At 38.6% G+C, this 24572-nt stretch carries 27 protein-coding genes; 18 read left to right on the plus strand and 9 right to left on the minus strand.

Annotation, left to right across the window (positions count from 1 at the left end):
• The first annotated feature begins 53 nt into the window (after positions 1–53).
• The 3 genes from QF028_RS33115 (at position 54) to QF028_RS33125 (ending at position 3206) form a co-directional block, all read left to right on the plus strand.
• Complete coding sequence (locus tag QF028_RS33115) at positions 54–1217, plus strand: iron-containing alcohol dehydrogenase (RefSeq protein ID WP_429472084.1); 1164 nt, start codon at positions 54–56, stop codon at positions 1215–1217.
• A gap of 121 nt (positions 1218–1338) precedes the next feature.
• Positions 1339–2685 carry a glucose-6-phosphate isomerase gene (locus QF028_RS33120; RefSeq protein WP_429472086.1) on the plus strand — a complete coding sequence of 449 codons (1347 nt, stop codon included), beginning with the start codon at positions 1339–1341 and terminating at the stop codon, positions 2683–2685.
• Between the two features lie 107 nt (positions 2686–2792).
• Positions 2793–3206, plus strand: coding sequence for a YugN-like family protein (locus QF028_RS33125; RefSeq protein WP_429472089.1), 414 nt, complete (start codon positions 2793–2795; stop codon positions 3204–3206).
• Position 3207: 1 nt separating this feature from the next.
• On the opposite strand, the gene QF028_RS33130 is transcribed toward QF028_RS33125, so the two are convergent.
• Entirely contained in the window at positions 3208–4194 is a 987-nt protein-coding gene (locus tag QF028_RS33130; RefSeq protein WP_429472092.1) for a potassium channel family protein, read from the minus strand.
• 241 nt (positions 4195–4435) lie between these two features.
• On the opposite strand from QF028_RS33130, the gene QF028_RS33135 reads away from it, so the two are divergent.
• The 5 genes from QF028_RS33135 (at position 4436) to QF028_RS33155 (ending at position 8609) form a co-directional block, all read left to right on the plus strand.
• Entirely contained in the window at positions 4436–4597 is a 162-nt protein-coding gene (locus QF028_RS33135) for a Spo0E family sporulation regulatory protein-aspartic acid phosphatase (protein ID WP_429472094.1), read from the plus strand.
• 134 nt (positions 4598–4731) lie between these two features.
• Positions 4732–6408: a DUF6044 family protein gene (locus QF028_RS33140; RefSeq protein WP_429472096.1), complete on the plus strand. Its 1677-nt coding sequence runs from the start codon at positions 4732–4734 to the stop codon at positions 6406–6408.
• Between the two features lie 20 nt (positions 6409–6428).
• Positions 6429–7469, plus strand: coding sequence for a glycosyltransferase family 2 protein (locus tag QF028_RS33145; protein ID WP_429472098.1), 1041 nt, complete (start codon positions 6429–6431; stop codon positions 7467–7469).
• Positions 7420–7869: a GtrA family protein gene (locus QF028_RS33150; RefSeq protein WP_429472100.1), complete on the plus strand. Its 450-nt coding sequence runs from the start codon at positions 7420–7422 to the stop codon at positions 7867–7869. Before QF028_RS33145 ends, QF028_RS33150 begins: the two co-directional genes overlap by 50 nt.
• 113 nt (positions 7870–7982) lie before the next feature.
• Complete coding sequence (locus QF028_RS33155; protein ID WP_088089444.1) at positions 7983–8609, plus strand: LysE family transporter; 627 nt, start codon at positions 7983–7985, stop codon at positions 8607–8609.
• Between the two features lie 34 nt (positions 8610–8643).
• Here the strand turns inward: QF028_RS33155 and QF028_RS33160 are convergent, their stop codons facing one another.
• Both QF028_RS33160 and QF028_RS33165 read right to left on the minus strand, forming a co-directional pair.
• Positions 8644–9999 (minus strand): amino acid permease, encoded by a 1356-nt coding sequence (locus QF028_RS33160; RefSeq protein WP_429472103.1) that lies wholly within the window; start codon positions 9997–9999, stop codon positions 8644–8646.
• A gap of 16 nt (positions 10000–10015) precedes the next feature.
• Positions 10016–10177 carry a hypothetical protein gene (locus tag QF028_RS33165; protein ID WP_429472105.1) on the minus strand — a complete coding sequence of 54 codons (162 nt, stop codon included), beginning with the start codon at positions 10175–10177 and terminating at the stop codon, positions 10016–10018.
• A 230-nt stretch (positions 10178–10407) separates the two neighbouring features.
• On the opposite strand from QF028_RS33165, the gene QF028_RS33170 reads away from it, so the two are divergent.
• On the plus strand, positions 10408–11166 hold the full coding sequence (locus QF028_RS33170; protein WP_429472107.1) for a yteA family sporulation protein: 759 nt from the start codon (positions 10408–10410) through the stop codon (positions 11164–11166).
• Positions 11167–11216: 50 nt separating this feature from the next.
• Here QF028_RS33170 and QF028_RS33175 read toward each other — a convergent pair whose 3' ends face one another.
• Positions 11217–11435 (minus strand): YozQ family protein, encoded by a 219-nt coding sequence (locus QF028_RS33175; protein WP_098930799.1) that lies wholly within the window; start codon positions 11433–11435, stop codon positions 11217–11219.
• Between the two features lie 99 nt (positions 11436–11534).
• Here QF028_RS33175 and QF028_RS33180 point away from each other — a divergent pair, with 99 nt between their 5' ends.
• From QF028_RS33180 to QF028_RS33210, 7 genes are all read left to right on the plus strand, one after another.
• Complete coding sequence (locus QF028_RS33180) at positions 11535–11675, plus strand: hypothetical protein (protein ID WP_215002630.1); 141 nt, start codon at positions 11535–11537, stop codon at positions 11673–11675.
• A gap of 107 nt (positions 11676–11782) precedes the next feature.
• Positions 11783–12679 carry a cation diffusion facilitator family transporter gene (locus tag QF028_RS33185; protein WP_410882707.1) on the plus strand — a complete coding sequence of 299 codons (897 nt, stop codon included), beginning with the start codon at positions 11783–11785 and terminating at the stop codon, positions 12677–12679.
• 226 nt (positions 12680–12905) lie between these two features.
• Complete coding sequence (locus QF028_RS33190; RefSeq protein ID WP_088089439.1) at positions 12906–13844, plus strand: magnesium transporter CorA family protein; 939 nt, start codon at positions 12906–12908, stop codon at positions 13842–13844.
• Between the two features lie 167 nt (positions 13845–14011).
• Entirely contained in the window at positions 14012–15232 is a 1221-nt protein-coding gene (locus QF028_RS33195) for a tetratricopeptide repeat protein (protein WP_429472110.1), read from the plus strand.
• 19 nt (positions 15233–15251) lie between these two features.
• On the plus strand, positions 15252–15401 hold the full coding sequence (locus QF028_RS33200; RefSeq protein ID WP_429472112.1) for a hypothetical protein: 150 nt from the start codon (positions 15252–15254) through the stop codon (positions 15399–15401).
• 114 nt (positions 15402–15515) lie between these two features.
• Entirely contained in the window at positions 15516–15677 is a 162-nt protein-coding gene (locus tag QF028_RS33205) for a hypothetical protein (RefSeq protein ID WP_179195941.1), read from the plus strand.
• Positions 15678–15787: 110 nt separating this feature from the next.
• The gene (locus tag QF028_RS33210; protein ID WP_098930793.1) at positions 15788–16186 is read left to right on the plus strand and encodes a cytosolic protein; all 399 of its coding nucleotides are present in this window, start codon (positions 15788–15790) and stop codon (positions 16184–16186) included.
• A 237-nt stretch (positions 16187–16423) separates the two neighbouring features.
• On the opposite strand, the gene QF028_RS33215 is transcribed toward QF028_RS33210, so the two are convergent.
• Complete coding sequence (locus QF028_RS33215; protein ID WP_429472115.1) at positions 16424–17401, minus strand: nuclease-related domain-containing protein; 978 nt, start codon at positions 17399–17401, stop codon at positions 16424–16426.
• A gap of 353 nt (positions 17402–17754) precedes the next feature.
• Between QF028_RS33215 and QF028_RS33220 the strand changes: the two genes are divergently transcribed.
• Both QF028_RS33220 and QF028_RS33225 read left to right on the plus strand, forming a co-directional pair.
• Positions 17755–19323: an IS200/IS605 family accessory protein TnpB-related protein gene (locus tag QF028_RS33220; RefSeq protein WP_429472117.1), complete on the plus strand. Its 1569-nt coding sequence runs from the start codon at positions 17755–17757 to the stop codon at positions 19321–19323.
• A 231-nt stretch (positions 19324–19554) separates the two neighbouring features.
• Positions 19555–20394 (plus strand): pirin family protein, encoded by an 840-nt coding sequence (locus QF028_RS33225; protein WP_429472119.1) that lies wholly within the window; start codon positions 19555–19557, stop codon positions 20392–20394.
• Between the two features lie 48 nt (positions 20395–20442).
• On the opposite strand, the gene QF028_RS33230 is transcribed toward QF028_RS33225, so the two are convergent.
• From QF028_RS33230 to QF028_RS33245, 4 genes are all read right to left on the minus strand, one after another.
• On the minus strand, positions 20443–21954 hold the full coding sequence (locus tag QF028_RS33230; RefSeq protein WP_429472121.1) for an MDR family MFS transporter: 1512 nt from the start codon (positions 21952–21954) through the stop codon (positions 20443–20445).
• A gap of 212 nt (positions 21955–22166) precedes the next feature.
• Positions 22167–22550 (minus strand): VOC family protein, encoded by a 384-nt coding sequence (locus tag QF028_RS33235; RefSeq protein ID WP_410882720.1) that lies wholly within the window; start codon positions 22548–22550, stop codon positions 22167–22169.
• Between the two features lie 27 nt (positions 22551–22577).
• Positions 22578–23141 carry an FAD-dependent oxidoreductase gene (locus tag QF028_RS33240; protein WP_429472123.1) on the minus strand — a complete coding sequence of 188 codons (564 nt, stop codon included), beginning with the start codon at positions 23139–23141 and terminating at the stop codon, positions 22578–22580.
• A 221-nt stretch (positions 23142–23362) separates the two neighbouring features.
• A complete protein-coding gene (locus tag QF028_RS33245; protein WP_429472126.1) occupies positions 23363–24571 on the minus strand; it encodes an MFS transporter in 1209 nt (402 codons plus the stop codon).
• Between the last annotated feature and the right edge of the window lies 1 nt (position 24572).

The following is a 24572-nucleotide window of genomic DNA, read 5'->3' on the forward strand; positions in this document are numbered from 1 at the left end:
CATATTGAACCATAATAACTAATAATGGAAAAGGTAAAGGGTGGTGTTTTATTTTGGAAAATTTTACATTTTTGAATCCAACCAAATTAATTTTTGGAAAAGGTGAGTTGGAACAATTAAAAACAGAAGTACCTCGTTATGGTAAAAAAGTTTTACTCGTCTATGGCGGCGGCAGTATCAAACGAAGTGGCTTGTATGAAAATGTTATTAGCCTATTAGCTGAAATCGGTGCTGAGGTTTTTGAACTCCCGGGAGTGGAACCGAATCCACGGATAACTACCGCACGAAAAGGGGTAGAAATTTGTAAACAAGAGGGGATTGAATTCTTGCTGGCAGTTGGCGGCGGCAGTGTCATTGATTGTACAAAACTAATTGCAGCGGGAGCGAAGCATGATGGGGATGCTTGGGATTTAGTCGTTAAAAAGGCGCTTGCAAAAGATGCACTTCCTTTTGGAACCGTCTTAACACTTGCGGCAACAGGCTCAGAAATGAATCCAGGTTCCGTCATTACTAATTGGGAAACAAATGAAAAATATGGCTGGGGAAGTCCAGTAACTTACCCTAAATTCTCGATATTAGACCCAGTTAATACATTTACGGTTCCTAGGAATCAAACGATATATGGAATGGTCGATATGATGTCACATGTCCTTGAACACTATTTTCACTTAGAAGAAAATACAGACTTTCAAGATCGCATGTGTGAATCACTGCTTATTACTGTAATGGAAACCGCGCCAAAATTGGTCTCAGACCTAGAAAATTATCAACACCGGGCAACAATCCTTTATTGCGGTACAATGGCTCTCAATGGCATCTTGAATATGGGATATCGCGGCGATTGGGCTACTCACAATCTTGAACACGCTGTATCAGCAGTCTATGATATCCCACATGGCGGGGGTCTTGCCATCCTATTCCCGCACTGGATGCGCCATAATTTAGCGGTGAAGCCGGAACGTTTTAAGCAGCTTGCTGTTCGGGTGTTTGGGGTTAATCCTGAAGGCAGGAGTGCCGAAGAGGCAGGGCTTGAAGGCATTCAAAAGTTACGTGAATTCTGGAATAGCATCGAAGCACCTTCACGGTTAGCCGATTATGACATTGACGATTCGAAGCTTGAGTTAATGGCGGACAGAGCGATGGAAAACGGAGAATTTGGAAACTTTACTAAGTTAAACCGTGAGGATGTATTGGCTATTTATCGTGCATCACTATAATATATCGATTGTGAAGAAATTTGTCGAAATTGGGTGCGCTTACATGAAGTGACCTTCCTTGATAATCATCTCATCATTCGATAAAGTGGTTAGTGAAAAATAAATTTTTGGAGGATCATGCATGACACACGTTCGTTTTGATTACTCAAAAGCATTAAGCTTTTTCGGAGAACATGAACTTACATATTTACGAGATGCTGTAAAAGTTGCTCATCATTCTCTACATGAGCAAACAGGTGCAGGCAGTGACTTTTTAGGGTGGATTGAACTTCCAACCAACTATGACAAGGAAGAGTTTTCACGCATACAAAAATCAGCTGAAAAAATCAAAGCTGATTCTGATGTACTTCTTGTCATTGGAATCGGTGGTTCATACCTTGGAGCAAGAGCTGCGATCGAAATGCTCCAGCATAGTTTTTACAATGCATTGTCAAAAGAAAAACGAAAGACACCTCAAGTAATATTTGTTGGTAATAATATCAGTTCTACTTACATGAGAGATCTAATCGACGTCCTCGACGGAAAGGACTTCTCTATTAATGTTATTTCCAAATCGGGAACGACAACCGAACCAGCAATTGCTTTCCGCATTTTCCGTAAGCTTCTTGAAGAAAAATATGGTCAAGATGAGGCGCGCAAACGAATCTATGCAACAACGGACAAAGCAAGAGGTGCTCTTAAAACTTTAGCAACAGAAGAGGGCTACGAGACATTTGTGATCGCCGATGATATTGGCGGCCGTTATTCTGTCCTAACAGCAGTAGGGCTGCTTCCGATAGCAGTAAGCGGAGCAAACATTGAAAAAATAATGGAGGGCGCCGCACAAGCACAAACCGACTTTGGTCATTCTGAACTCGAAGATAATGCTGCCTACCAATACGCTGTCGTTAGAAATGTGCTGTATAATAAAGGCAAGACGATTGAAATGCTGATTAATTATGAGCCAGGACTACAGTATTTTTCAGAGTGGTGGAAGCAGTTATTTGGAGAAAGTGAAGGGAAAGACCAAAAAGGTATTTATCCATCTTCAGCAAATTTTTCAACGGATCTTCACTCGCTTGGACAATATGTTCAAGAAGGTCGTCGTGATTTATTTGAAACCATTATTAAGGTCGACAAGCCGCGCCACGAGTTGAAAATTGAAGCTGTCGAGAATGACTTAGATGGGCTGAATTACCTCGCTGGTCAAACGGTTGACTTTGTTAATAATAAGGCATTTCAAGGGACCATGCTTGCCCACACAGATGGCGGTGTGCCGAACTTAATTGTAAATATTCCAGCAATGGATGAATATACATTAGGCTACCTTGTTTATTTCTTTGAAAAGGCCTGCGCGATGAGCGGCTACTTACTGGGTGTAAATCCTTTCGATCAGCCAGGGGTAGAAGCCTATAAAGTAAATATGTTTGCTCTCTTAGGAAAACCGGGATATGAAGAGAAAAAGGCAGAATTAGAAAACCGATTATAATAAACCAGAAAGAGAACTGATAGTGAATAAATCAGTTCTCTTTTTTTTATTGAAATTTACCTGATTTGGAGAAACTAATTGTATCGATGATTAGGGGGTAAATTTTTATGATTGAGGTACCATCAAAGGTGGAAGGTAAGCAGTTTGATTTGTATAAGCTTGAAAAAAAACTAAAACCAATCGGCTATACGATTGGCGGGAACTGGGATTATGATCATGGTGCATTTGATTATAAAATTAATGGTGAAGAAGAAGAAGGCTATCAGTTCTTGCGCTTGCCCTTTCAAGCAGTCGACGGGCAGCTTGATGCTAATAATTGTACCGTTAAGCTAGGACGACCGTTTCTATTGTCGCACCTATTTGAGGCAGAACTAGATGACGAAGCAGGAACAGGCACCTTTTCTGGAACCATCAATCAGTTTCAAGAGCCTATCGATAAGGATGCTAGCTTTCCACAAGCATATATCGATGAAGGGAAAGCATTGGTACAGGAATTGGAAATGCTGCTCCTAGCTGATTAGGCTATTTAAAAATTAACAGTTGATCATTTTCTTCGATTGGCAAGGAGTGGGATGGATTCAGCAAGGTTTCATCCCCTCTTTGAATCCCAATCAAAAGGAAGCCCTTTTTTAAAAGGATATGGCAAACATCGCTGAAGGGCTTTCCAATCTCCTGTTCCTCGGCTCGATAGGAGGACAATCGACTTTCCTGTAACTCATGAACAATGTTTGATAAGAGTCCATTCCCATTCGAGTGCAGGCTGTTAACCATAAAAACACATGTCAGTTTATTGGATTGTATGACTTCGTCGGCACCAGCTCTAAAGGCGTTGACCACTTGCTCAGCCGTTAATATTTCAACGATACATTTTACTTGAGCACATATCCCTTTTATCGTTAGTAAGGTAAGAATACTGTTCATATCTGCTTGGAGTTCATCGTTTCCTCTGTCAGCAGTAATCAGCACCTTCTCCGCTCGAGTGATATCACTTTTGATGATCGTTTCATCGACATGGCCTTTCCCTTGGATAAAGTGGACAAACCGTGATTTCACTGGGTTTGCTTCAAGTGTTTCATCTATTAAAACAATCATTTGTGCGAATTTCGTGTGGGTAAGCTTACTTATTAACTCTTTTGACCGTTCATTCCAACCGATAATAATGATATGGCCCTCGCCTTTAAAAGGAATTCTCCCTTCGGAAAAGGCATCTTGTTTCGTAACGGCAGCGGCTGCCAATGTTCCAAAATAGGAAGAAACAAATCCAACACCTAACAGTATTAAAATTAACGCTGTTAGTCTGCCTAAGAAGGAATGTGGTACATAATCGCCATATCCGACTGTTGATGCAGTAATAATGGCCCACCAAATGCCATCGAAAATGGTTGGAAACGTATCAGGTTCTAATAAATGAATGGATATTCCAAATGAGAGAAACACTAGCAACGCAATTAATAGAATTCGAACGAGGAGCGGTAAACGCAAGAAACTGATATATACTCTGTTCGGCACGAATGTCACCTCTTTTCTCGTGATCTAGCTCCATCACTTAGATTTGTTGCTGAAACAGTTATTCCTATTATTGACGAAAAAGAATCGATCTAATAGGACTACTTGATAATTTTAAAAATAGGTCAATGTTCACAAAAGATACGAATATTTTTCTCTAATCTACTTGTATTTAATGCTTAAAACTTATAAATTATGGTTATTAACATTAATATATTTACAACATCGAAAGAGGGTTGGTTTCATGAGGATTGGTTTGAATACGCTACTATCAAAAATTGAAAAAACAAGGTCAGAAATGGTTGAATTAGCGCATCTTTACGGTTTTTCTAATCCAAATGTAGTACAATGCAGCCAGAAACTCGATTCTCTATTAAATGTCTATTATAATTTTCGAAAACAATAATTCATGTCCACAACATAAAACCTTCCGGTAACCCGGAAGGTTTATTTTTGTCAAATGGGAATAATATTTTCCAGATAGGCAAACGTTAAAACGGAATTGTCCTTTTTAAGTTTTGACCTATGAGGTGAAGAAGAGTGCTTATTAAAACCAAAAAAGAGCAAAGATTCATCATCTTTGCTCTGCTTGTTATAGCGGTCTATCTTTCTCCACTATTTATTCTCCAGGAAGATGCGCATATACGTGTTCATGATAATCTTGATTCGAACCTGGCTTGGTATAAGGTTTTAACGAGGAGTGGAGAAATGTTCGGCCCTGTTGATGCGAAGATTCCCCAAATCATCAATGGACAATTATCGAGAAATGCCTTTGGGACTGAATATAGTATCATTGTCTGGCTCTACGCCCTTTTTCCAACAATGATTGCCTATGGTTTAAGCCAAGCCCTGACAAGAATCGTAGCTTTTTTTGGCATGTATTGGCTCTTAAAAAAACACTTTTTACCTGGGGAGAAATGGCTGTTTTTACAAATTGGAACCGCTCTTGCCTTTGCCCTGACGCCTTTTTGGCCGTCTGGGATGTTGAGTACGTTGGGGATGCCGCTTGCACTTTGGGCACTTCTTAACATTCGCAAAGGAGAGGGAGCTTGGTCGGATTTATTGGTGCTCACCCTCATACCTTTTTATGCAAGCATTGTTTTAGGATTTTTCTTTTTTTTAACTGCGATCGGGTTCTTTTGGGTAACTGATGGTTTAAGTGGGAAGGGATGGAACCTTCGTTTTTGGGCAGCGATTATTTATATGACCGTCATTTTTATGTTCGTTGAATATCGGCTCATTTTTTCATTTCTATTAATTGATGAACCGAATAGTCGGGACGAGTATCTTCATGCCACCTTGCCTTTTTGGAGAGCGATCAGGCTTACCATAAAAAATTACCTGCTCGGACATACCCATGTGATGACGGTTCATACGCTGTTTATTTTACCTGCAACCTTTACCGCCATATGGTTTGTCTTCAGGAAAAAACTTTGGAAGCAGGAGAGCCTATTTGTTTTTTTATTCGCTCTAAATATTTTGCTATCGATCTGGTATGCTTTTTGGTTTTATGAAGGATGGGCGCCTATAGTCAACCGATTCCATTTTTTGGCTACCTTTAATTTCGCCCGCTATCACTTTTTACGACCGATGGTCATTTATGCAGGCTTTGCCCTTGCATTAAAAGTCCTTACTCTTCAAGGGCAGGGGTGGGTTAAAGCCGCAAAATGGTATGCCGTCCTGCAACTCCTCTTTTTATTCCTATTTAATGATGAAATCATTTATCGGGAAAAGCCTACTGTCAAAGCATTTTTTGCTGAGGAAATGTTCCATGAAATAGAGGAATATATCGCACTTCCAAAGGAAGAATATCGTGTTGCCAGTATAGGAATACACCCAGCCATCTCTCAATATAACGGGTTTTACACACTGGATACCTATAATAATTTTTATCCATTAACCTATAAACGTCAGTTTAGGAAAATAATTGAAAGGGAATTGGCTAAAAATAAAAAGGTTCGCACCTATTTTGATAAATGGGGAGGCCGTTGTTACATTTTTACCGCACAGCTTGGAAAACATTATATGATCAAAAAAGATTCTAAACGTCATTTGAAACATTTAGAACTGAATACGGGTGTTTTTAAAAAAATGGGAGGCCGCTTTATTTTTTCGGCGCTGCCTATCGATAACGCAAAGGAAAATCAATTATTGCTAATAAAAGTCTTCGAATCGAAAACATCAGCATGGAAAATATATCTATACAAGACTTTGTAGACAGCGGGGGTTTTAAACAGATGATGGAACCAGTTCTTACAATTGTTGTGCCTTGCTATAACGAGGAGGAGGTTTTACCTTTGACCATTGCTGAGCTCCAGCAATTGGTGAAGGAGCTGATTAACGATAGGCTTGTTTCTAAACAAAGCAAGATCTTGTTTGTCGATGATGGAAGTCAGGATCGAACATGGGAATTGATTTATAAAGAGGGATTAAGAAATGAATTTGTACGGGGCTTAAAATTATCCAGAAATGTAGGTCACCAAAATGCATTACTTGCTGGTTTATTTACAGCAAAGGATCTTTCTGATTGCGTTGTATCCATTGATGCAGATTTACAGGATGATATCAATGTAATCCGTGAGTTTGTCCTGAAGTTTCATGAAGGGTGTGAAATTGTTTACGGTGTAAGGAAGGGGCGTGACACGGATACTCTCTTCAAACGAAGTACTGCCCAAGGATTTTATAAGATCATGGAAAAGATGGGGGTTGACCTCGTTTATAATCATGCCGATTTCCGATTAATGAGTAAAAGAGCTGTGCAAGAATTAGAACGATTTAGCGAAGTCAATTTATTTTTACGGGGGATTGTTCCTCTCCTCGGCTTTCGCTCAGATATAGTTTATTATGACAGGCTAGAGAGACAAGCGGGTGAAACGAAGTATCCTTTAAAAAAGATGCTCGCCTTTGCTTTTGACGGAATTACCTCCTTTTCTGTTTCGCCGATTCGCTTTGTGTTAATCATCGGTTTGGTTTCTTTTTTCTTTAGTCTATTCTTTGGAGTCTATTTTTTAACGCTAAAGTTTTTTGGGAATACCGAGACGGGCTGGACGTCACTGATTACTTCGATTTGGCTTATTGGCGGCTTGCAGTTAATTGCAATCGGATTGATTGGCGAGTATGTAGGGAAAATTTATAAAGAATCAAAACAGCGTCCAAAGTATATTGTTGATATCGATTCCTTTAATCTGGCAAAACCAAGGCACCATTTGCTTAATCCAACAGTAGAGGATGAGTTTTATAATCTTGACCTTAGACAAATATCTGAAACCAACAACTAACTCACTTGTTCGATTTCTCCTTGTAGGCATTGTAAATACAATTATTGGTTTGACTTTTATGTTCTTTCTTCTTAACGTTGTGGGCTTATCCTACTGGACATCCACATTTGCAGGAAATGCGATCGGGGCATGTGTAAGCTTTTTATTAAATCGGACGTTTACTTTTAAAAGTAATGTTTCCTTTCATAGAGGTCTGCCCAGGTTTTTCGCGCTTCTTTTTATTTGTTATTTTTCCGCCTATTTCTGTAGTGAGAAATTGGTCGAGCTGGCAAGTCAATTTGTTCTTCTTAGCACGTCTATTAAGGAAAGTGCTTCCGTTCTATTAGGCAGTACTTTGTATACAATAGCAAATTATCTTGGACAAAAGTATTTTGTCTTCAAAAATCTAAAAACTGCGTGATAGTTTTCCTGAATTATTAGTAAGCTCATTTTATTTTTTTGTCGTACAAACCTATTTCTCTGAATAAAAATGGATAGACAAGCTTCTACTCATTTATTAGGGGAGAGATATGGATGAATGTATTTTTGAGCTACATACTTTTAGGATTGTCACTAGCGGCTCCTATTGGACCGATTAATGCCGCGCAAATAGACAGAGGCATAAGAAACGGTTTTATGAACTCGTGGCTTATTGGAGTAGGGGCAGTTGTCGCAGATGGCATATATATGTTTGTTGTTTACATAGGAGTTGTCCAATTTCTTGAGACTGCATTTATGCAAACCTTTCTCTGGTTTTTTGGTTGTTTTGTACTGATGTATACAGGCATAGAAACCTTTATGAATGCTGGCAAGATTAATTTAGAGCATTCCAGAGGGAAGGAACCGCTAATCAAATCTTTTTTTTCTGGGTTCCTAATGTCGATATCCAATCCGTTAACCATTCTTTTTTGGTTAGGTATTTATGGGTCTGTTCTTGCCAAAACAGCTGCAACCTATAATACTGGTCAATTAGTGATTTATAGCAGTGCAATTTTTATTGGACTTTTAATCTGGGATATTGCGATGGCAAGTGTCGCTAGCAGCTTCAGACAATTTTTAACAGCCCATTTACTTGTAGTCATTTCCTGCCTATCTGGTCTTTCATTGATTGGCTTTGGGATTTATTTTGGCATGCAAGCCTTTAATATTTTACTTGGATAACAAAAAAATCCAGCGAAAAAACTCGCTGGATTTTTTATGCGGTTGGCCAAGGGCTCAGTACTTTTTTCTTAGACTTTTTCCATTTGAACGACATGATTAAGGTAATTGCTCCAATAATCACAAGAAAGGCTAAGCTTATAAAAAAGCCGGGTCTGCTTGTTTTGTGAAAAAGTGTTCCACTGACAGCAATTAAAATAAATAGAGCACCAATTGAATACATGATTTTTTCTTTCAGCTTTAACTCTAAGATTTTTCTGGAGGATGCAAGGATAAAGAGCCAATTATAAAGTAGCATTAATGCTGCTCCTGTTGTCACCCACTCATAAATTTGATCTGGCAGTACCAGCGCGGATACAATCGAAGCAGTAATTCCAAGCATTGTAACTAGGAGTGCAGGGAGGGGAACCTTTAATTTCCCTTGTTTTGAAAAACTTGCAGGTGCATCGCCTTCTTCTCCAAGGGTAACAAGAACGCTTGTAACGCCATAAAGAGAAGCGGTCATTGTCGAAAACCCTGCTATAATTAATGCTGCATTAAATAAATGCGGAACAAAAGTTAGATGGTAAGCATCTAAGGCAACCACAAATGTACTTTCCTTTGTATTAAATTGATTCCATGAAACGATGATGACCGCTAGGCCGATCGAAATAACATAAATAACCATCAGCGTAAACAACATCACTTTTCCTGCTTTTGGAGCCTCTTTTGGATCTTTTAAATTTGTTGCCATTAAACCTAAGATTTCTATTCCCCCGAAGGCATAGAAAGCAAATATTACAGCCGACCACAAACCTTTAAATCCATGTGGAAGGATTTCGCTTTTACTATTCGGGTACTGAATCGGGCGATCCCCATTAATGACCCCAAAAATGGCTAGCAAAGCGATAACGATAAACATTAGTATTGCTGAGATTTTTAAGATGGCAAGAATATTTTCGAGCTTGTTTAAAACTTTTACTCCAATTAAAATAACGGCTAATCCTAAAACAGCGTATATTGTGGCGAAAATCCATAAAGGTATTTTTGGAAGCCAGAAACGAGAAAAAATGGAGAGAGCCGTCATTTGGCTTCCCATGATTAGCACCTCTGAGGACCAGTAAACCCAGCCGCTGCTAAATCCTGCCCATCTTCCATATGCTTTCTTGGCATACGACCTAAAACCGCCCTTAAGCGGCTCTTGGGAAGTCATCTTTGACAGAGCATCATAGACAAAATAGGTACCAAGGGCAGCAATCATAAACGCAGCTAAAATAGATGGGCCAGTCATCTTAATTGCTAAACCAGAGCCAAGGAAAAAACCTGTCCCAATTGTGCAACCCACTCCAAATAAGGAAAGCTGCCACCATTTCATGTCGTTTTTTTCGCCCGCACCGGCTTTAGATTTATTCATTGAAATTCTCCTTTAACTAAATATCCCGTCCGGTTGCTCCTGGTGATTTGTCGGTATCTTCTTGATTATTATATTCCGGATCATTAAGTCCTGGCTTTTGCGTTTTGTTACCGCCTAAATATACTGCTTGATGTTCCTTTTGCTCTTGTCTGAATTTATCAAAGTTTTCATTAACCACATTATCTCCTCTTTTCTCCTAATTGATATTTATTAAGATACTCGCCTGTTCAATTCTTATTCAGTTAAAAATTGATGCATTAGTTAGGTTTTTGATGGAATTAAATTTTCATTACATAATCAACCACGAAAAAAATGAAAATATAGGAGAACGAAAAAAATAAAAACAATAAATGGTGAAATAGATCGAGTAATAAATAATTGCGCTTTTCATTGAAAGGGGTTTATCACATGTTATCGACACAGCAGCTAGCTGAGTTACGGTTACAGTTGTTACAGGAAAAGAGTGAAGTGGAAGGGCATTTAGAACAAAATGATCATTTTGGATTAGAAAGAGGTCATTTTCATGAGTCAATGGGGGAGTTATCCAGCATTGATAACCATCCAGCCGATGAAGGAACCGAATTATATGAACGGGAGAAAGATATTGCTTTAAATGAACATTATCAATTTGAACTAAGAAACATAAATCATGCATTAGAAGCAATGGAAAATGGAACGTATGGAAACTGTGAGGTATGCGGAAAGGAAATACCGTTAGAACGTTTAGAGGCTTTGCCAAATACAACCTATTGTATCGAGCACAGCCCCGATCAGGTTACTTCACGCAAACGACCAGTTGAAGAAGGCGTTTGGATGCCGCCATTTGGTAAGTTTGATATGGATGAAAAAGATGAGAATGTTGCATATGATGCCGAAGATTCTTGGCAGACAGTTGCAGCATGGGGAACATCCGAAACTCCATCTGATTTAGCCTTCCCACAGGATAGTTATACTGATATCTATTCTGAAGCAGACGAAAACATTGGCTATGTCGAGGACTATGAAAATTTCGTTGGAAATGACATGTATGGTAATGAAATCAAGGTTTATCCAAACCCTCAGCATGAAAAATATGAAGATGCCCTTGATGAGGAAGGAATCATGACAAGCTTTGGGGATTTACCTGCATTTGAACACGACCCTTACGTTGATCATGATGATAAATGATGGGTTAAAAAAAGAAAACAGCTTTCAAGTGAGAGCTGTTTTCTCTAATTTTATTGTTTATCATAGCCTTTTTGTGGAATGGGGATATCCTTACCGTTTACATCATCAATCACTGCGCCAATTTCACCTTCTGTATACGTGTCACTAGCTTGCTCATGTGTAGTGGCAAGCCCGGCAGAAAGGTCATCTGATTCTTGATAATAACTTGGATGATAGAAACTACCTGCCAATTCTTTCTTTGGATTAGCTTTCTGATTCTTATTGTCCATCTTAATTCCTCCCTTTTCGTGTTTGATACAAGGGTATTTTTTTCTTTTTTTGACAGGATTACTCCCAATAAAAAATAAATCTCAAATGGAGGTTACATTATGAACGAAAAAAATGAATTCCCATCTCGGGAAAAGTTAGACGAAGCTTTTCATTTTCTGCATGACCAAATCAATAAAATTTCTGTTGTTGAAGAGATCGAAATGGTAAAAGAGGATAGTCAAGGTGAAGAAGGATTATGATTTTGTGTATGCCCAACATAGCTTGAAGCAGGCAAGACTTTTTCTCTAGACCCATCTAGGTTACGTTTGCTATGATTTCTAGAGGTAATTTTAAAGGTGGTTTACTTATGGAGATGAGAGAAACTCTGGCTAAAAAAGTAGCCTGGATCAGTGTAATCAGTAACATTATTCTTACATTAGGCAAAATAGTCATTGGTTGGTATGGACATAGTGACGCGGTCTTTGCAGATGGAATCCACTCAGCCGCAGATGTTTTTGCATCTGTCATTGTGCTGTTAGTGATTAAAATTGCTAATAAGCCTGCCGATAATGAACATCCTTATGGACATGGGAAGGCCGAAGTCATTGTTTCAGGCATTATTGGTATATTGCTTTTTCTCGTCGCCATTTATGTGGTTTACGAAGGCATTAGCGGTTTCTTTCATAAAGTGGAATCACCCAGTTTTCTAGCGATGTGGGTTGCCCTATTTTCATATGTAACCAAGGTTATTTTATACCGCAGTTCATTAAAGGTTGCGAAACAGAATAAGAGTAAAGCCATTGAGGCAATTGCCTTTGACCATAAAGCAGATATTGTCGCATCAATTGCTGCTGCAATAGGGGTTCTCCTTTCAATAGCGGGGAATCGGTTCGATATCCATTTTTTACTTTACGGAGATAAGGCAGCCAGTATTTTTGTCGCCTACTTAATTTTTAAAATAGCGAAGGAAATGTTAACAGAGGCATTTGACATCTTACTCGAACGTAATATTAATACAGAGACACTTCAGGAATACATCGCGGTTGTTAACGAGTTCCAAGAGGTAAAACGAATTGACCGGATTAGAGCAAGAGAACTTGGTCATTATGTATTGGTTGATTTACGTATAGCGATTGATCACTATAAAACGATCAAGGAGGGGCATGACCTCGCAAAAACCATCAAACAAAAATTGATGGATAAATTTGATAACATTCAGGAAGTTTTAATTCATTTAAATCCCTATTTTGAGAAAGATGAATAATTCCAAAAAAACTCCTTTGAACTTTCGATGATTAGGGTTTATGATAGGAAAGGATATATATAAGGTTAGAGGGAGTTGATATTTTTGAGTTATTCCGTAGACCCGGACCCAAGTAGGCGAGGGGAAGTCAATGTTATCTTTGAATGGATTGAATTGAATATCAAGAATATCAACTCTAGAAAAGGTTGTTGGCTTCCTCAAACAAATTGAGTGAGGAGGTTAAGTCATGCTGGAAATTTTTAAAAGCACGGAGACAAAAGTTTTAGAACAAGTAGATGTAATCTCAAAAGGCTGCTGGGTCAATATGTATGCCCCAACACAAGAAGAAATTAATAAGGTATCAATGGATGCTCAAGTGGATGTGGATATCATCAAAGATGCCCTGGATGATGAAGAACGCCCGAGGATTGAACGTGATGATGGCCGGGTCTATATCATTGTCGATTTTCCCTACATTGTTCATGATGAAGATGGTTTTGCTGGTTATGAAACCATTCCAATCGGTATAATTCTTACGGACGAATGTATCATTACCGTTTCCTTAAAAGATACACCGATTTTAGAAGAATTTCGGAAAAACAGAGTGAAAGAGTTTTTTACGTTTAAAAAGACACGCTTTGCGTTGCAAATTCTGTTTGTCATCTCTTCTTATTATCTTCGGTACTTAAAGCAAATTAACAAGAAAACAAATGAAATTGAACGCGTTGTTCATCAATCGTTGAAAAATAAAGAGCTATTCGCCTTTCTGGCTTTAGAGAAAAGTTTGGTTTATTTTACGACCTCGTTAAAGTCAAATAAGGTTGTCCTCGATAAAATTTTACGCTTTAACTATTTAAAAATGTATGAAGAAGACAAGGACTTATTAGAAGATGTGATTATTGAAAAAACACAGGCGATTGAAATGGCCGAAACCTATCGCTCGATCTTAACAGGTATGATGAATGCCTTTGCATCGATTATTTCTAATAACTTAAACATTGTAATGAAATTCTTAACTTCCATTACAATTATTTTATCATTCCCAACGATGGTAGCGAGCTTTTATGGGATGAACGTTGATATCCCATTCCAGCATGCTACTCATTCCTATGCAATACCACTAGTAATCTCTGCTTTTTTAACAAGTTTAACAGCCTTCGTTTTTTGGAAAAAGAAATATTTTTAGATTTACCAGTCCTTCGGAGGGCTGGTTTTTTTGTATATTATAAAAATTTTCCCAAGTTTTAAGTGGTACTAAAATTCTTATTTTTTTAATAATCTGAAAAGTATCTGTAAGAAATACATAAATTGTTGTAAAATAGTGTAAAAAGGAAAGGCACGCTGGGTGGTATTATGGAATTTGGAGCTCTGATTAAATTCTATCGAACTCAAAGAGGAATGACACAAGCTGAGCTTTCCAAAGGGATTTGCTCTGTCCCGCATTTAAGTAAAATTGAGAACAATTCAAAAGAAGCAAACGAAGAAACAATTTCCCTGTTACTCAAGCGGCTAAACATAAGCCTAGAAGAGATGGAGGAAAAAGAAGAAGAAATAAAGATCTTATTAAGAAGGCTAGACGGTAAGATTAATTTTTATCTAAGGGATGAAATAGAAGAAAATTATCAGAAACTAGTGAAAATAGAACACCTCATCCCATACTCCAAATATATGTATATCTACGAGCTATATAAATTTAGATATCTTATATTTAAGGGACTTGTTGAAGATGCAGAGCATCAAAGAGCTCTTTTATATAAGCAAAAGAAAAATTTTTCCCAACATGAAGATTATTTATTTCGATACTATCATGCGATATTCTTAATGTGGAAGGGTCAATATCAAAATGCGGATGAAATCCTCGATGTTTTACATACAGAAAATAATAATGAAGCATCAAGTGGGGAATTTCTCTATCATCGATCACTTGTAAAAAGCTCACTTGAGCAATCAGGACATGCTATCCATTTTGGTAAGATGGCCCTGCAAATATTCATGAATCAGCATAACTTCATCCGAATTCTCCACACACTTATGCTGCTCGGGATTAATTATACCCACTCCAATATATATGAGGAAGCACAGGAGTGTTTTCAGCACATAATCCGTAACGCAGAATTATTAAAGAAAGTTAAATTACTTCCCGAGATCTATCATAATATGGGCCATTTGCAATTTAAAATGAAGAATGCAAAGGAAGCTCTGTACTATTATCAAAAAAGTTTGGCCTTGCAGCCAAACAAAAATCAGCACTATCTGGTCACATTACATGCGATTGGTGAGCTGCACCATTCACTTAACTCCATCGAAAAAGCAAAAGACTGCTTCCAAGAAGTTAACTTACTGTCAAAAGAGCTGGGGGTTAAAAAATATAGACTCTTGGCGGACTTTTATCTCCTCCATATGGCCTCTCCAGCAAAAGCGTTTAAATATTTGGAATCTAAGGTAATTCCCTATTTTGAAGAGGAAAATGAACATAGTGATGACCTAACCTGTTTTTATAAAATGCTTGCAGATTATTACAATCAAAAGGGTATGGTTGTTGATGCAGTTACTTATTTAAATAAAATAACTTAAAGCCAAGGAGGCAATTTTTATGAAAAAGTTTGTTGTCATAATGTTTTCAATCTCACTGATTGCTCTTTTTACTTCAACTAAGGATGTGAAAGTGTCAACATCAAGCAGTGACGTGGCCTATTCAACTGGTGGCCCTGCATATCATCCCATTCAACCGCCAATTGGCTGATCGTTATCAAAAATCCCTGAACTGATCAGGGGTTTTTTTTTTGAGGATTGGAATGTTAATTAAAATTAAGGCAGACAATACTAGGAAAATATTATTATGAAAGAGGTGATAAAAATGAAAAAAGAAAAATCTCCAAGTGAGAAAAATGAGGGGAAATCAGTCGACGAACTTTACGGACTGGAACCGAAAATGAGTTTACAGTCAGTTAATTTCGCTCCAAGTGAAAATACACTATTAAATGAACATTTTGAAGGGGAAGAGAAACAGTGTGATTAATGATGTCACCTTTTTCCCTATTTTTAACTGATTAGGAATGAAACGTGCTTGAATTAGGGTATGCTATTGACATGTGTTTTTTATTACGGAAAAGAATGAAGGAGGAAAACATGAAATCATTTGTTGTCGGATTCCATCAAGAAGATAATGTAGATAGCATGCAGATTCAAAAACTTAGTCAAGAAGATTTTACGAAAGCCACGGAAGGTGGAACAAGGCATTTATTTGAGCTCGACACAAACATTGGTCTATTTGTGTTTTTTGATGCAGAAGATGAGGACGGGGACCTCTCTTATATGGTATTGCATTATGAGGAAGACAATGAAGACCCAGTTGGCTGCTATTCCTTCCAATTGAAGGACTTTTACGAATTTATGGCGCTATTCTTAAATGACATGGAGTTTAATGAGGAACCAGACGATGAGGACGAGGAAGAATATGGCCCGATTCATCATCTAGCCCATCTTCTGTTCCATGTAGTCGAAGAAGGAAAGGATCTCGAGGTATAACGAGGGGGCATTTTTTGAAAAAGATACTCGCGTTCCTCAATATTATGGTAGAGGACACCTAATTTAGGTGTCCTTTTTGCTTTTATAAGCTAAATTTCTTGCTATATTTGATTAAATTTACGTTCTATCAGCGAATTTATGTGGTCAATCAGCGAATTTTAGCTTTCAATCAGCGAATTTGGCCAATCAATCAGCGAATTTAAATTTTAACTCTATTTCAGTTCGAAATTATGTTCATTAATACCAGGGGATGGTCTTTGGAAAGTAGGAACGGAATCTGTAATTCCCTGAATGTAGAAGGTTACAGGATTTGAGTAATCTTTTTGCAATATCATGTGATTTTATATGAGCAAATTCCCGAAATTGCTTATTTGTTATTGTCGGACCAAATAGCAGAAAATAATCATTCAGTGCGTTAATATGCGCATCCTTTGAAAAAGTATCGCAGGCAGGACAGTACCATTTTTGGTTCTTACGGACAAGGGAATGATTAGAGTGGGTAGGGCAGTGGACACCCGTTAACAGGTCACATTTCTGAATACCATATTTATTCAATACAAAGCTTGTTGGAATGGTATTCTTTTTCACGAGGAGACGGCAAAGCTTACGGAGGTCTTTAGCGGTCAGTAGCGGATTCGGATATTGTTTCTCTAAAAGGGTAATTTTGTTTAAGAAGACGTCGGCCTTACATACTCGAGGTTTAACTTTGTGGGTATTTTTTCCTGTAACAGCATATGTAGTATAGCTATTACTAATCACCACTAAATATTCAACTGGAACGGGAGGGAAATGATGTTCAGCAAGAAGTTTCTGTAAGTATTTTTGATGTCTTTCTCCCTGAGCAATCGGATAGGGGAAACCTTTTTCATTTCCATTGTTGATTTGAATAAACTGTTCATTTTCAGTATCAAATATTAATTTTCCAGCCATGTTTTTCACATCAATTGTTAGGGCGAATTCAGGTGTTAGAAGTAGGGTATCAATTTGGCAGTTGTAGTCACCATCAGGTAGGTTTAAATCGTGGAGGATCATATATTTCTGCTGTGGAAGGTCACGATAATAGTAATCGAGCGATTTCTCACCAAGGTAGCCGGCCTGTCTCCTTCCAAGCTCTTCTAAAATTTGTTGGTACTTTTGGTGACTGTAGGGGAGTCGCCGCAGTAAAGCTTCTAATATAAGCATAATTAATGGTTTTGTCCGTTCTTTTATTATCAAAACTAACACTCCTCTCAATTTATGAATGAATTCTAGTAGAAGTATAGAAATTCCTGCCGAATTTTATCGATTTTTGTAAAATATTTTTCTGAATATATTTCAATGGGCGAATCCCGGTATTCAATGAGCGGATCCTATTTTTGCACATATCAATCCTTAAATTTGATAAAACATCTCTATAACGATACCATTATCATAATTTACAAAGGGAGGATACAACTGCTTAAAATTATCTATAAGAACCTACAAAATATTATTAAAATCTACCAAAGATAAGGAGACTATTATCTTGCTTTCCTTCCAGTAAAACCCTATAATTAACACGGAACATTTGTTCTTAAGGGGTGAATGGAATGAGGGTAACGAAAATTTGCCTTATTGATGATGGGAATGCCATAGAGCTTGAAAAACTAAATCGATTAATGGCTGTTTTTTGTGCGGCATGGCGGTATTCCTTTAATCGCCTATTAGAGGGTGAACAGTCAGGTAGATTAATTAAATCGGTAAGTGCCCTCTTTCATTTGAACAAAAGATATGCTGAAGATGCCGTGATGCAAGCCCAAGCCATCATCTCAAGTCAAAAAGAACTTCTCCCCTTAAGAATCGAAGGCGTACAAGGGAAAATTAAAAAGACCTGCAAGAAAATAGAAGATTATCAGACAGGTAAGAAAAGGCCGAAAAAAGTTCCCCTTGAGATATGTTTAAAGGGACTGAGCGCCCGCTTAGAAAAACTTCAAGTAAAGGAATCCATTTTATTAAATCACCAGGAAGATCGGACAATTCCTCCCGTCGTCTTTGGAGGAAAAAAGAACTTTTATGAACGTTTAAAAGGGAAAATATCAAGAAATGACTGGAAGGATTTACGTTCTAATGCTCTTTATTCTCGTGGTGACAAGTCTAAAAAGGGGAATTTGAATACCCGAATCGTATTCGATGACATGGAGCAGCAATTTTATCTAGAAGTGGCAAATCCACTGCAAGTTGCGGGGCGAAAAAAAAGTCCAAGATTACGATTCAAACTTCTAGTTCCCGACAAATTTTTCAATGAAATAGTTGAGATCGTGTTCCCTAATGAAGTTGGTGTTACCTCAAAGAAAAAACATCTCGAGGAATATTGCCCCTATTCCATTGAGTTAAAACGGAAAAATAATAAGGTCTATGTCCATATCACTTACGATGAGGTTGTCCATGGTTCCATACTGAATTGGAATGAAATGATTCTGTCTGATCGAGTGGCGGGGATTGATGTGAACATTGATCGAGTAGCGGTGTCTATTTTAACGAAACAGGGAAATTTATTAGAATCCAAAACCTTTTATTGTCATGAAATGGAATATGTAAAAAGCAATCGCAGATCCAATATTTCAGGAGAAATCGCAAAAGACATCATTCAGTATCTTTTGACTTGGAACGTGGGAGCTATGGTTATAGAAGATATCACATTAAAACAAGATCATGACACGAATAAACGATTCAATCGCCTTGTCCATTCGTTTGCAAAAACAAAGATACAAAAATCCATCATCTCAAGAGGAATTAAATTCGGGTTTAAAATAAAAAAAGTTAACCCGGCTTACACATCTGTCATTGGACGGTTTAAATATAGTAAAAAATATGGCTTATCCGTTCATGAAGCGGCTGCTTTTGTTATTGGGAGAAGAGGTCTTGGTTTTGATGAAAAAATACCGCAAGAAATCCTAAACCAGGTACGTACGCTAGTAAAGCCCAAACTGATTTCCATTCTTGGGTCAATGGAAGAATCCGAGAAAAAGTCAAAAAACGGCAGGCAAAGGCGGAAGTATATGGGGATGTTGTTAAGAAATATAGAAACATTCAAAGAAAATCATTGCTGGAAGCTATGGAACGTGATTCATAAAACATTAATAATAAAGAACCAGGAATTACAATTCAAGGAGGTGTAGTCTCGGTACTAAAATCCAATCTTTGCGGCAGGCTGACCAATGGAAGGAATGGTCTGTTGCAAATCGCCGGCTCTAACAGAGCACCGCGGGGTGTCTTGAACAGCAGGTTCATGACAAGGGTTCAATTCCCTTCCTGATGGAATGACGTGAGAATCGTCACGGTATGTCTCTTTTCTTGGTTCGGAGGCGAAGGGTAGATTTTTATAGATTTTAGTAACCAGGATACAAAGGATGAGTGAAATTTTCCAAAGGGGTATTGACCGTGTTTGGACGGTGCAGCATCACCAGAATAGTCCAATACATACAGCGGGAATGGTTTTGGATCCAAATCAAATGAAAGAGTCAGATCCATTTCTATTTCTAGCAGAAGATTTTTTTAAAAAAGGTACCTTTGATTTCCACCCGCATCGTGGGATTGAAACAGTGACTTATGTGATTGAGGGTAAACTTGAGCATCAGGATAATAAAGCGGGATGGGGGGAGCTAATTCCTGGTGATGTCCAGTGGATGACAGCCGGAAAAGGCGTGATCCATATCGAAGACCCGGCTGAAGGAGAAACCGTTCATTCCTTGCAGCTATGGGTGAACCTGCCGCGTGAGCACAAAATGGCTGAACCGCGTTATCAAAATCTCCGTGCCAAAGACATGCCAGTGCGCGAAGAGGATGGGGTATTAATCAGAATCTTTTCCGGTTCATCAGGCGGCATTCAATCGACAACGAAAAATTATGTTCCGGTGACAATGGTTGAAATCAACTTACAACCAGGAGCAACCGTTATCCAGGATCTTCCGGGAGACTACAATGGCTTCATGTATGTTTTAGAAGGAAAAGGTCAGTTTGGAAAAAGTAAGACAGAGGCAGAAAAAGGCCATGTGCTTCTGCTAGGAAAAGGCGAGGAGGGACAAGCCAGTGAAGTTACTATTACCGCCAGGGAATCTCTTCGCTTGTTGTTATATGCAGGAAAACCACTGAATGAGCCAATCGTTGCGAGGGGACCTTTTGTCATGAATACCGAAGAAGAAATCCGCCAGGCCTATCGCGATTATATGGACGGGAAGTTTGCAGAATAAGATTACAAAAATAAGCACTTGGGATAAAAACGCCCAAGTGCTTAATTATTATCCTTTTACCTGTTTCTTACTGACTTTTACCCGGGCATTGCCCATGAATAAGATTGTAATCGCCGCAATCGCAATGGGAATCAATGTTAGTAAAAAGGTATGTGTGATTGAATCCGACATCGCATGAACAATTTTATCTAAAATAAAATCTGGAATTTTTGAGCGTTCACTCGCTTGGAAAATTTGGCGGGGATCGCCCATTTTAAAATCTCCTGCACCCTGCATGCCTTTAAACGCATCTTTCAATTTATCCGTAAACAAATTGTTTTGCAGGCTTCCAAAGATTGTTACCCCAAGTGTCATTCCAAATGACCGTAAAAATGAGTTTGTTGAGTTGGCTGTCCCGCGGTATTGCGGCTCCAAATTGTGCATAGAAGCAGTTGGTAATAAAGAAAAGGAAAAACCAACCCCGAAGCCAACCAAAATCATATAAATCGTCAGCAAGGAACGTGCTGTATCGACAGTCAAGGTACCCAGGAAATACATGCCAAGAACGTATGAAATAATCGAAACAATCATCAAATTGCGGTAGGAGGTTTTCGTCAAGAAAATACCGCCCACCGAACTCCCTGCAACAGACCCGAGCATCATTGGTGTTAAAATCAATCCAGCATTCTTAGCCGACCCACCATAAACCGCTTGAACGAAGATTGGGATAAACACGGTTAAAATAATAAACGTACCGCCGTATAAAAAGGACAAGATTTGCGAGGTGGCAAATAAGCGCCTTTTGAAGAGCCAAAGCGGTAAAATCGGTTCAGCAGCCTTTATTTCAGCAATGAAAAAGGCCACAAAAAAGACGAAGAAGCTTGCAAACAAAGCGATGATTGGAGTAGAATCCCAAGCATATTCTTTCCCGCCTAGCTCAAGGGCAAACATTAAGCTCACCACCGAAATGACCAGTGTTATCGCCCCAAGCCAATCAACCTTTTGCTTGGAATGCTGTAATGATTCATGATAATAACGAACAATTAAGTAAATCGATACAATACCAATTGGCACATTCACATAGAAAACCCAGTGCCAACTAATATAATCAGTTATGTAGGCCCCAAGTAACGGCCCTAAGACGCTGGATGCTCCGAAAACTGCCCCCAACAAACCGGTCATTTTCCCGCGGTTTTCAGGTGGGAAAATATCAAAAACAATCGTAAAAGCAATCGGCATCAGGGCTCCGCCGCCGATCCCCTGAATGGCACGGAAAATACTTAATTGAACGATGCTCTGGGCAATACCGCATAATGCCGAGCCAATCAGAAAGACGATGAGTCCAAAAATAAAAAAGCGTTTCCGTCCGTACATATCGGAAAGCTTACCGAAAATAGGCATTCCTGCCATTACCGCTACCATATAGGCAGAGGTGACCCATATAAATTTATCAAAGCCGCCGAGGTCTGCTACAATCGTAGCCATCGCCGTAGCTACAATGGTATTGTCCATAGCTGCCATTAAAATCGCTAACAGTAAACCAGCGACAACTGGTTTAAGATTCGTATCTTTTTTAATCATAAAATTTCCCCTTACTCTAGAAAATGATAAGTATGAAACCGCTCCTTGTATGTGTTTTAAAATATTTAGGAAGATTACCAAAGCTAATGATAATCAAGTTAAACCAATTTTAAAAGGAAGGTTTTAGACTGTCAATTTTTATGTGAAAAGCATCTTGTACTCACAATGAAGAAAAGGGACTCAACTGCTGAGTCCCTTTTCTTAAATTTAACTTACCTTTGGAAAAACTCGACTTTTTCACCATCGGGTCCTTGCACAAAGAAATTACGATATCCGTTCGGAAGTGTCACGATCTCATCACTAATGAAAACTACGTTGACACCTTTTAAACGCGTGAATTCATCTTCTATATCGTCCACCAAAAAGGCAACGTGATTAACTTTCCCTTCAGTTGGAAGGTCGGGATTTCCACCATACACTAATTCTAATTCTGTTTCGTCTGACCCATTGAACCCAAGGAAGGCTAAATTTATCGTACCGTTGGCAATCGTAAATTGGTCTTTTAGCTCCATCCCAACCACTTTTTGATAAAAAAGAAGTGAGGCATTAAGGTCATTTACCATTACGCCGACATGGTCCATTTTCTTTACTGCCATCTGGCTTCCCCCTTTATGTATCCTTTTTTAAGCTTTTAAAACATCATGGTCAACATAACGTTCACCGTTTATTTCACTAATAACATTAATCGCCACCTTGGCACCGTCACCAGCAGTAATAATGGTATGCATACTCACACCGGCAACTGTTCCTGCTGCCCAAATGCCGTCAATATTTGTTTTTCCAGCAGCATCTACGTCAAAAATAGTCTTGATTCTTGGCTCTGTACCTGGCTTTGTTTGTAAACCCGCTGTTTCAGCTAGATCAACAGACATGCCAGTGGCAAGGATAACATGTTTAGCCTCATATTCCCCTTGACCGGTTTCAACTTTAAAACCGCTTTCAGTTTTACTGATATTTGAAACCGTAGCTTGGACAATTTCTGCACCGAATTTGCTGGCTTGTTTCTTACCAGTTTCAACTAGGTCAGGTCCAGTAATTTCTGCAACACCATAATGGTTCTCAATCCAAGCACGCTTGGTCACAGTTTTATCATTATCAATAACCAATGTTTTCTTACCAGCTTTAGCTGTAAATAGGGCTGCACTTGCTCCTGTAGGCCCAGCACCAACAATTAGAACGTCAATCATATCAATAACCTCCATTTTTTAAAAAAATTAAAGCTAGATTAAGCTTAGCGTAATTAGAAACTTATGTAAAATCAACTGCCCATCCTAGAAAATATTTCTTAATGGCAGACCGTCAAACAACGATTAGTGCTGGCAGCAAAATAAAAAGAACCATCATTTCCTGCTTCGGATTGATGGTTCTTGTAGTTAAATTATCCATTTTTAAAAAGGGTTGGCATGCATTAAGAGTTAACGTTATTTAACTCTGTTTTATGTTCCTTAAACGATGCTTGTTTTCGCGTATGAAGAAAGTAATAAAGAACAATACCCAAAAGAATGTAGAATGAACATAAGAAATAGAGCGAGCTATAATCCATTTTTGCGGCCGCTAAGCCTAAAAGAAACGAGCCTAATGCAATCCCAATATCATAGATTGATAGGAAAGTAGCTGTAGCTAACCCTCGTTTTCTAGGCGCAGCATCTTGAATGGCGATGGTTTGAAAGGTTGGAAAAAGTGTTCCCCAGCCTAAACCAATCATTCCTGCAGAAAGGAGAAAGCTGACCGCGCTGCCGCTTTGACTTAAAATAAACATCCCAATGGCAAACAATACGATGGATGGATAGACAATCACATTGGGACCATGCTGGTCTAACCATTTTCCAGTAAAAGGTCTTGAAATCAATAAAACAATCGCATAGACGACAAAGAAAAGACTAGAAATCTCGGTAAGGTGTATTTCAGTGGCAAATACAGATACGAAAGAAAGAAGCGCTGAATAAACGATGGCAAGAAAGCAGCCGACAATTGCGATAGGAATGGCGGAAACTTCGAAAAAGTTTCGAAATGAAAACGCAGAATGGACGACCATGTGGTCTGCTTGCCCCATTTCTTTAACCCTTACACTTAAACCTGTAATCAGGGCCCCAATCGCGACAATGACACTGATGATAAACAGGGTTTTTGCTCCCCATTGCTGAATGGCCGTTAAGCCGATAAATGGCCCTAGCACCATCGCCATATTCGTCGACATAATAAAATAGCCCATGCCTTCACCACGGCGTGAAGTCGGAATGAGATCCGCCACGATTGCCCCTGCAGCGGTTGTTGCCATGCCAAAACCAATTCCGTGTAATAAACGAATGAAAAGAAAACCAATAATTGTTTTTGGAAAAAAGTATAACAGGGAGGCGCCTGAGAAAATTATCAGTGCGGTAAGCAGCACCTTTTTGTGACCAGCTTTTTCAAGCCATTGACCAGCCAGAGGACGGGAGATAATCGCAGAAAATAAAAAGACCGTTGTCATCAATCCCGCTTCTGATGCATTGCTATGGAACTCCTGTATCGCATAAATAGGAAGTGTGACGAGTAAAACATAAAAGGTTAAAAATAGAAAGAAGTTACTTAAAGAAATACTTATAAAACTTTTCGTCCATAATTTAGGTTTATTCATA

The organism is Neobacillus sp. B4I6, from assembly GCF_050434045.1.
GTDB lineage: Bacteria > Bacillota > Bacilli > Bacillales > Cytobacillaceae > Neobacillus.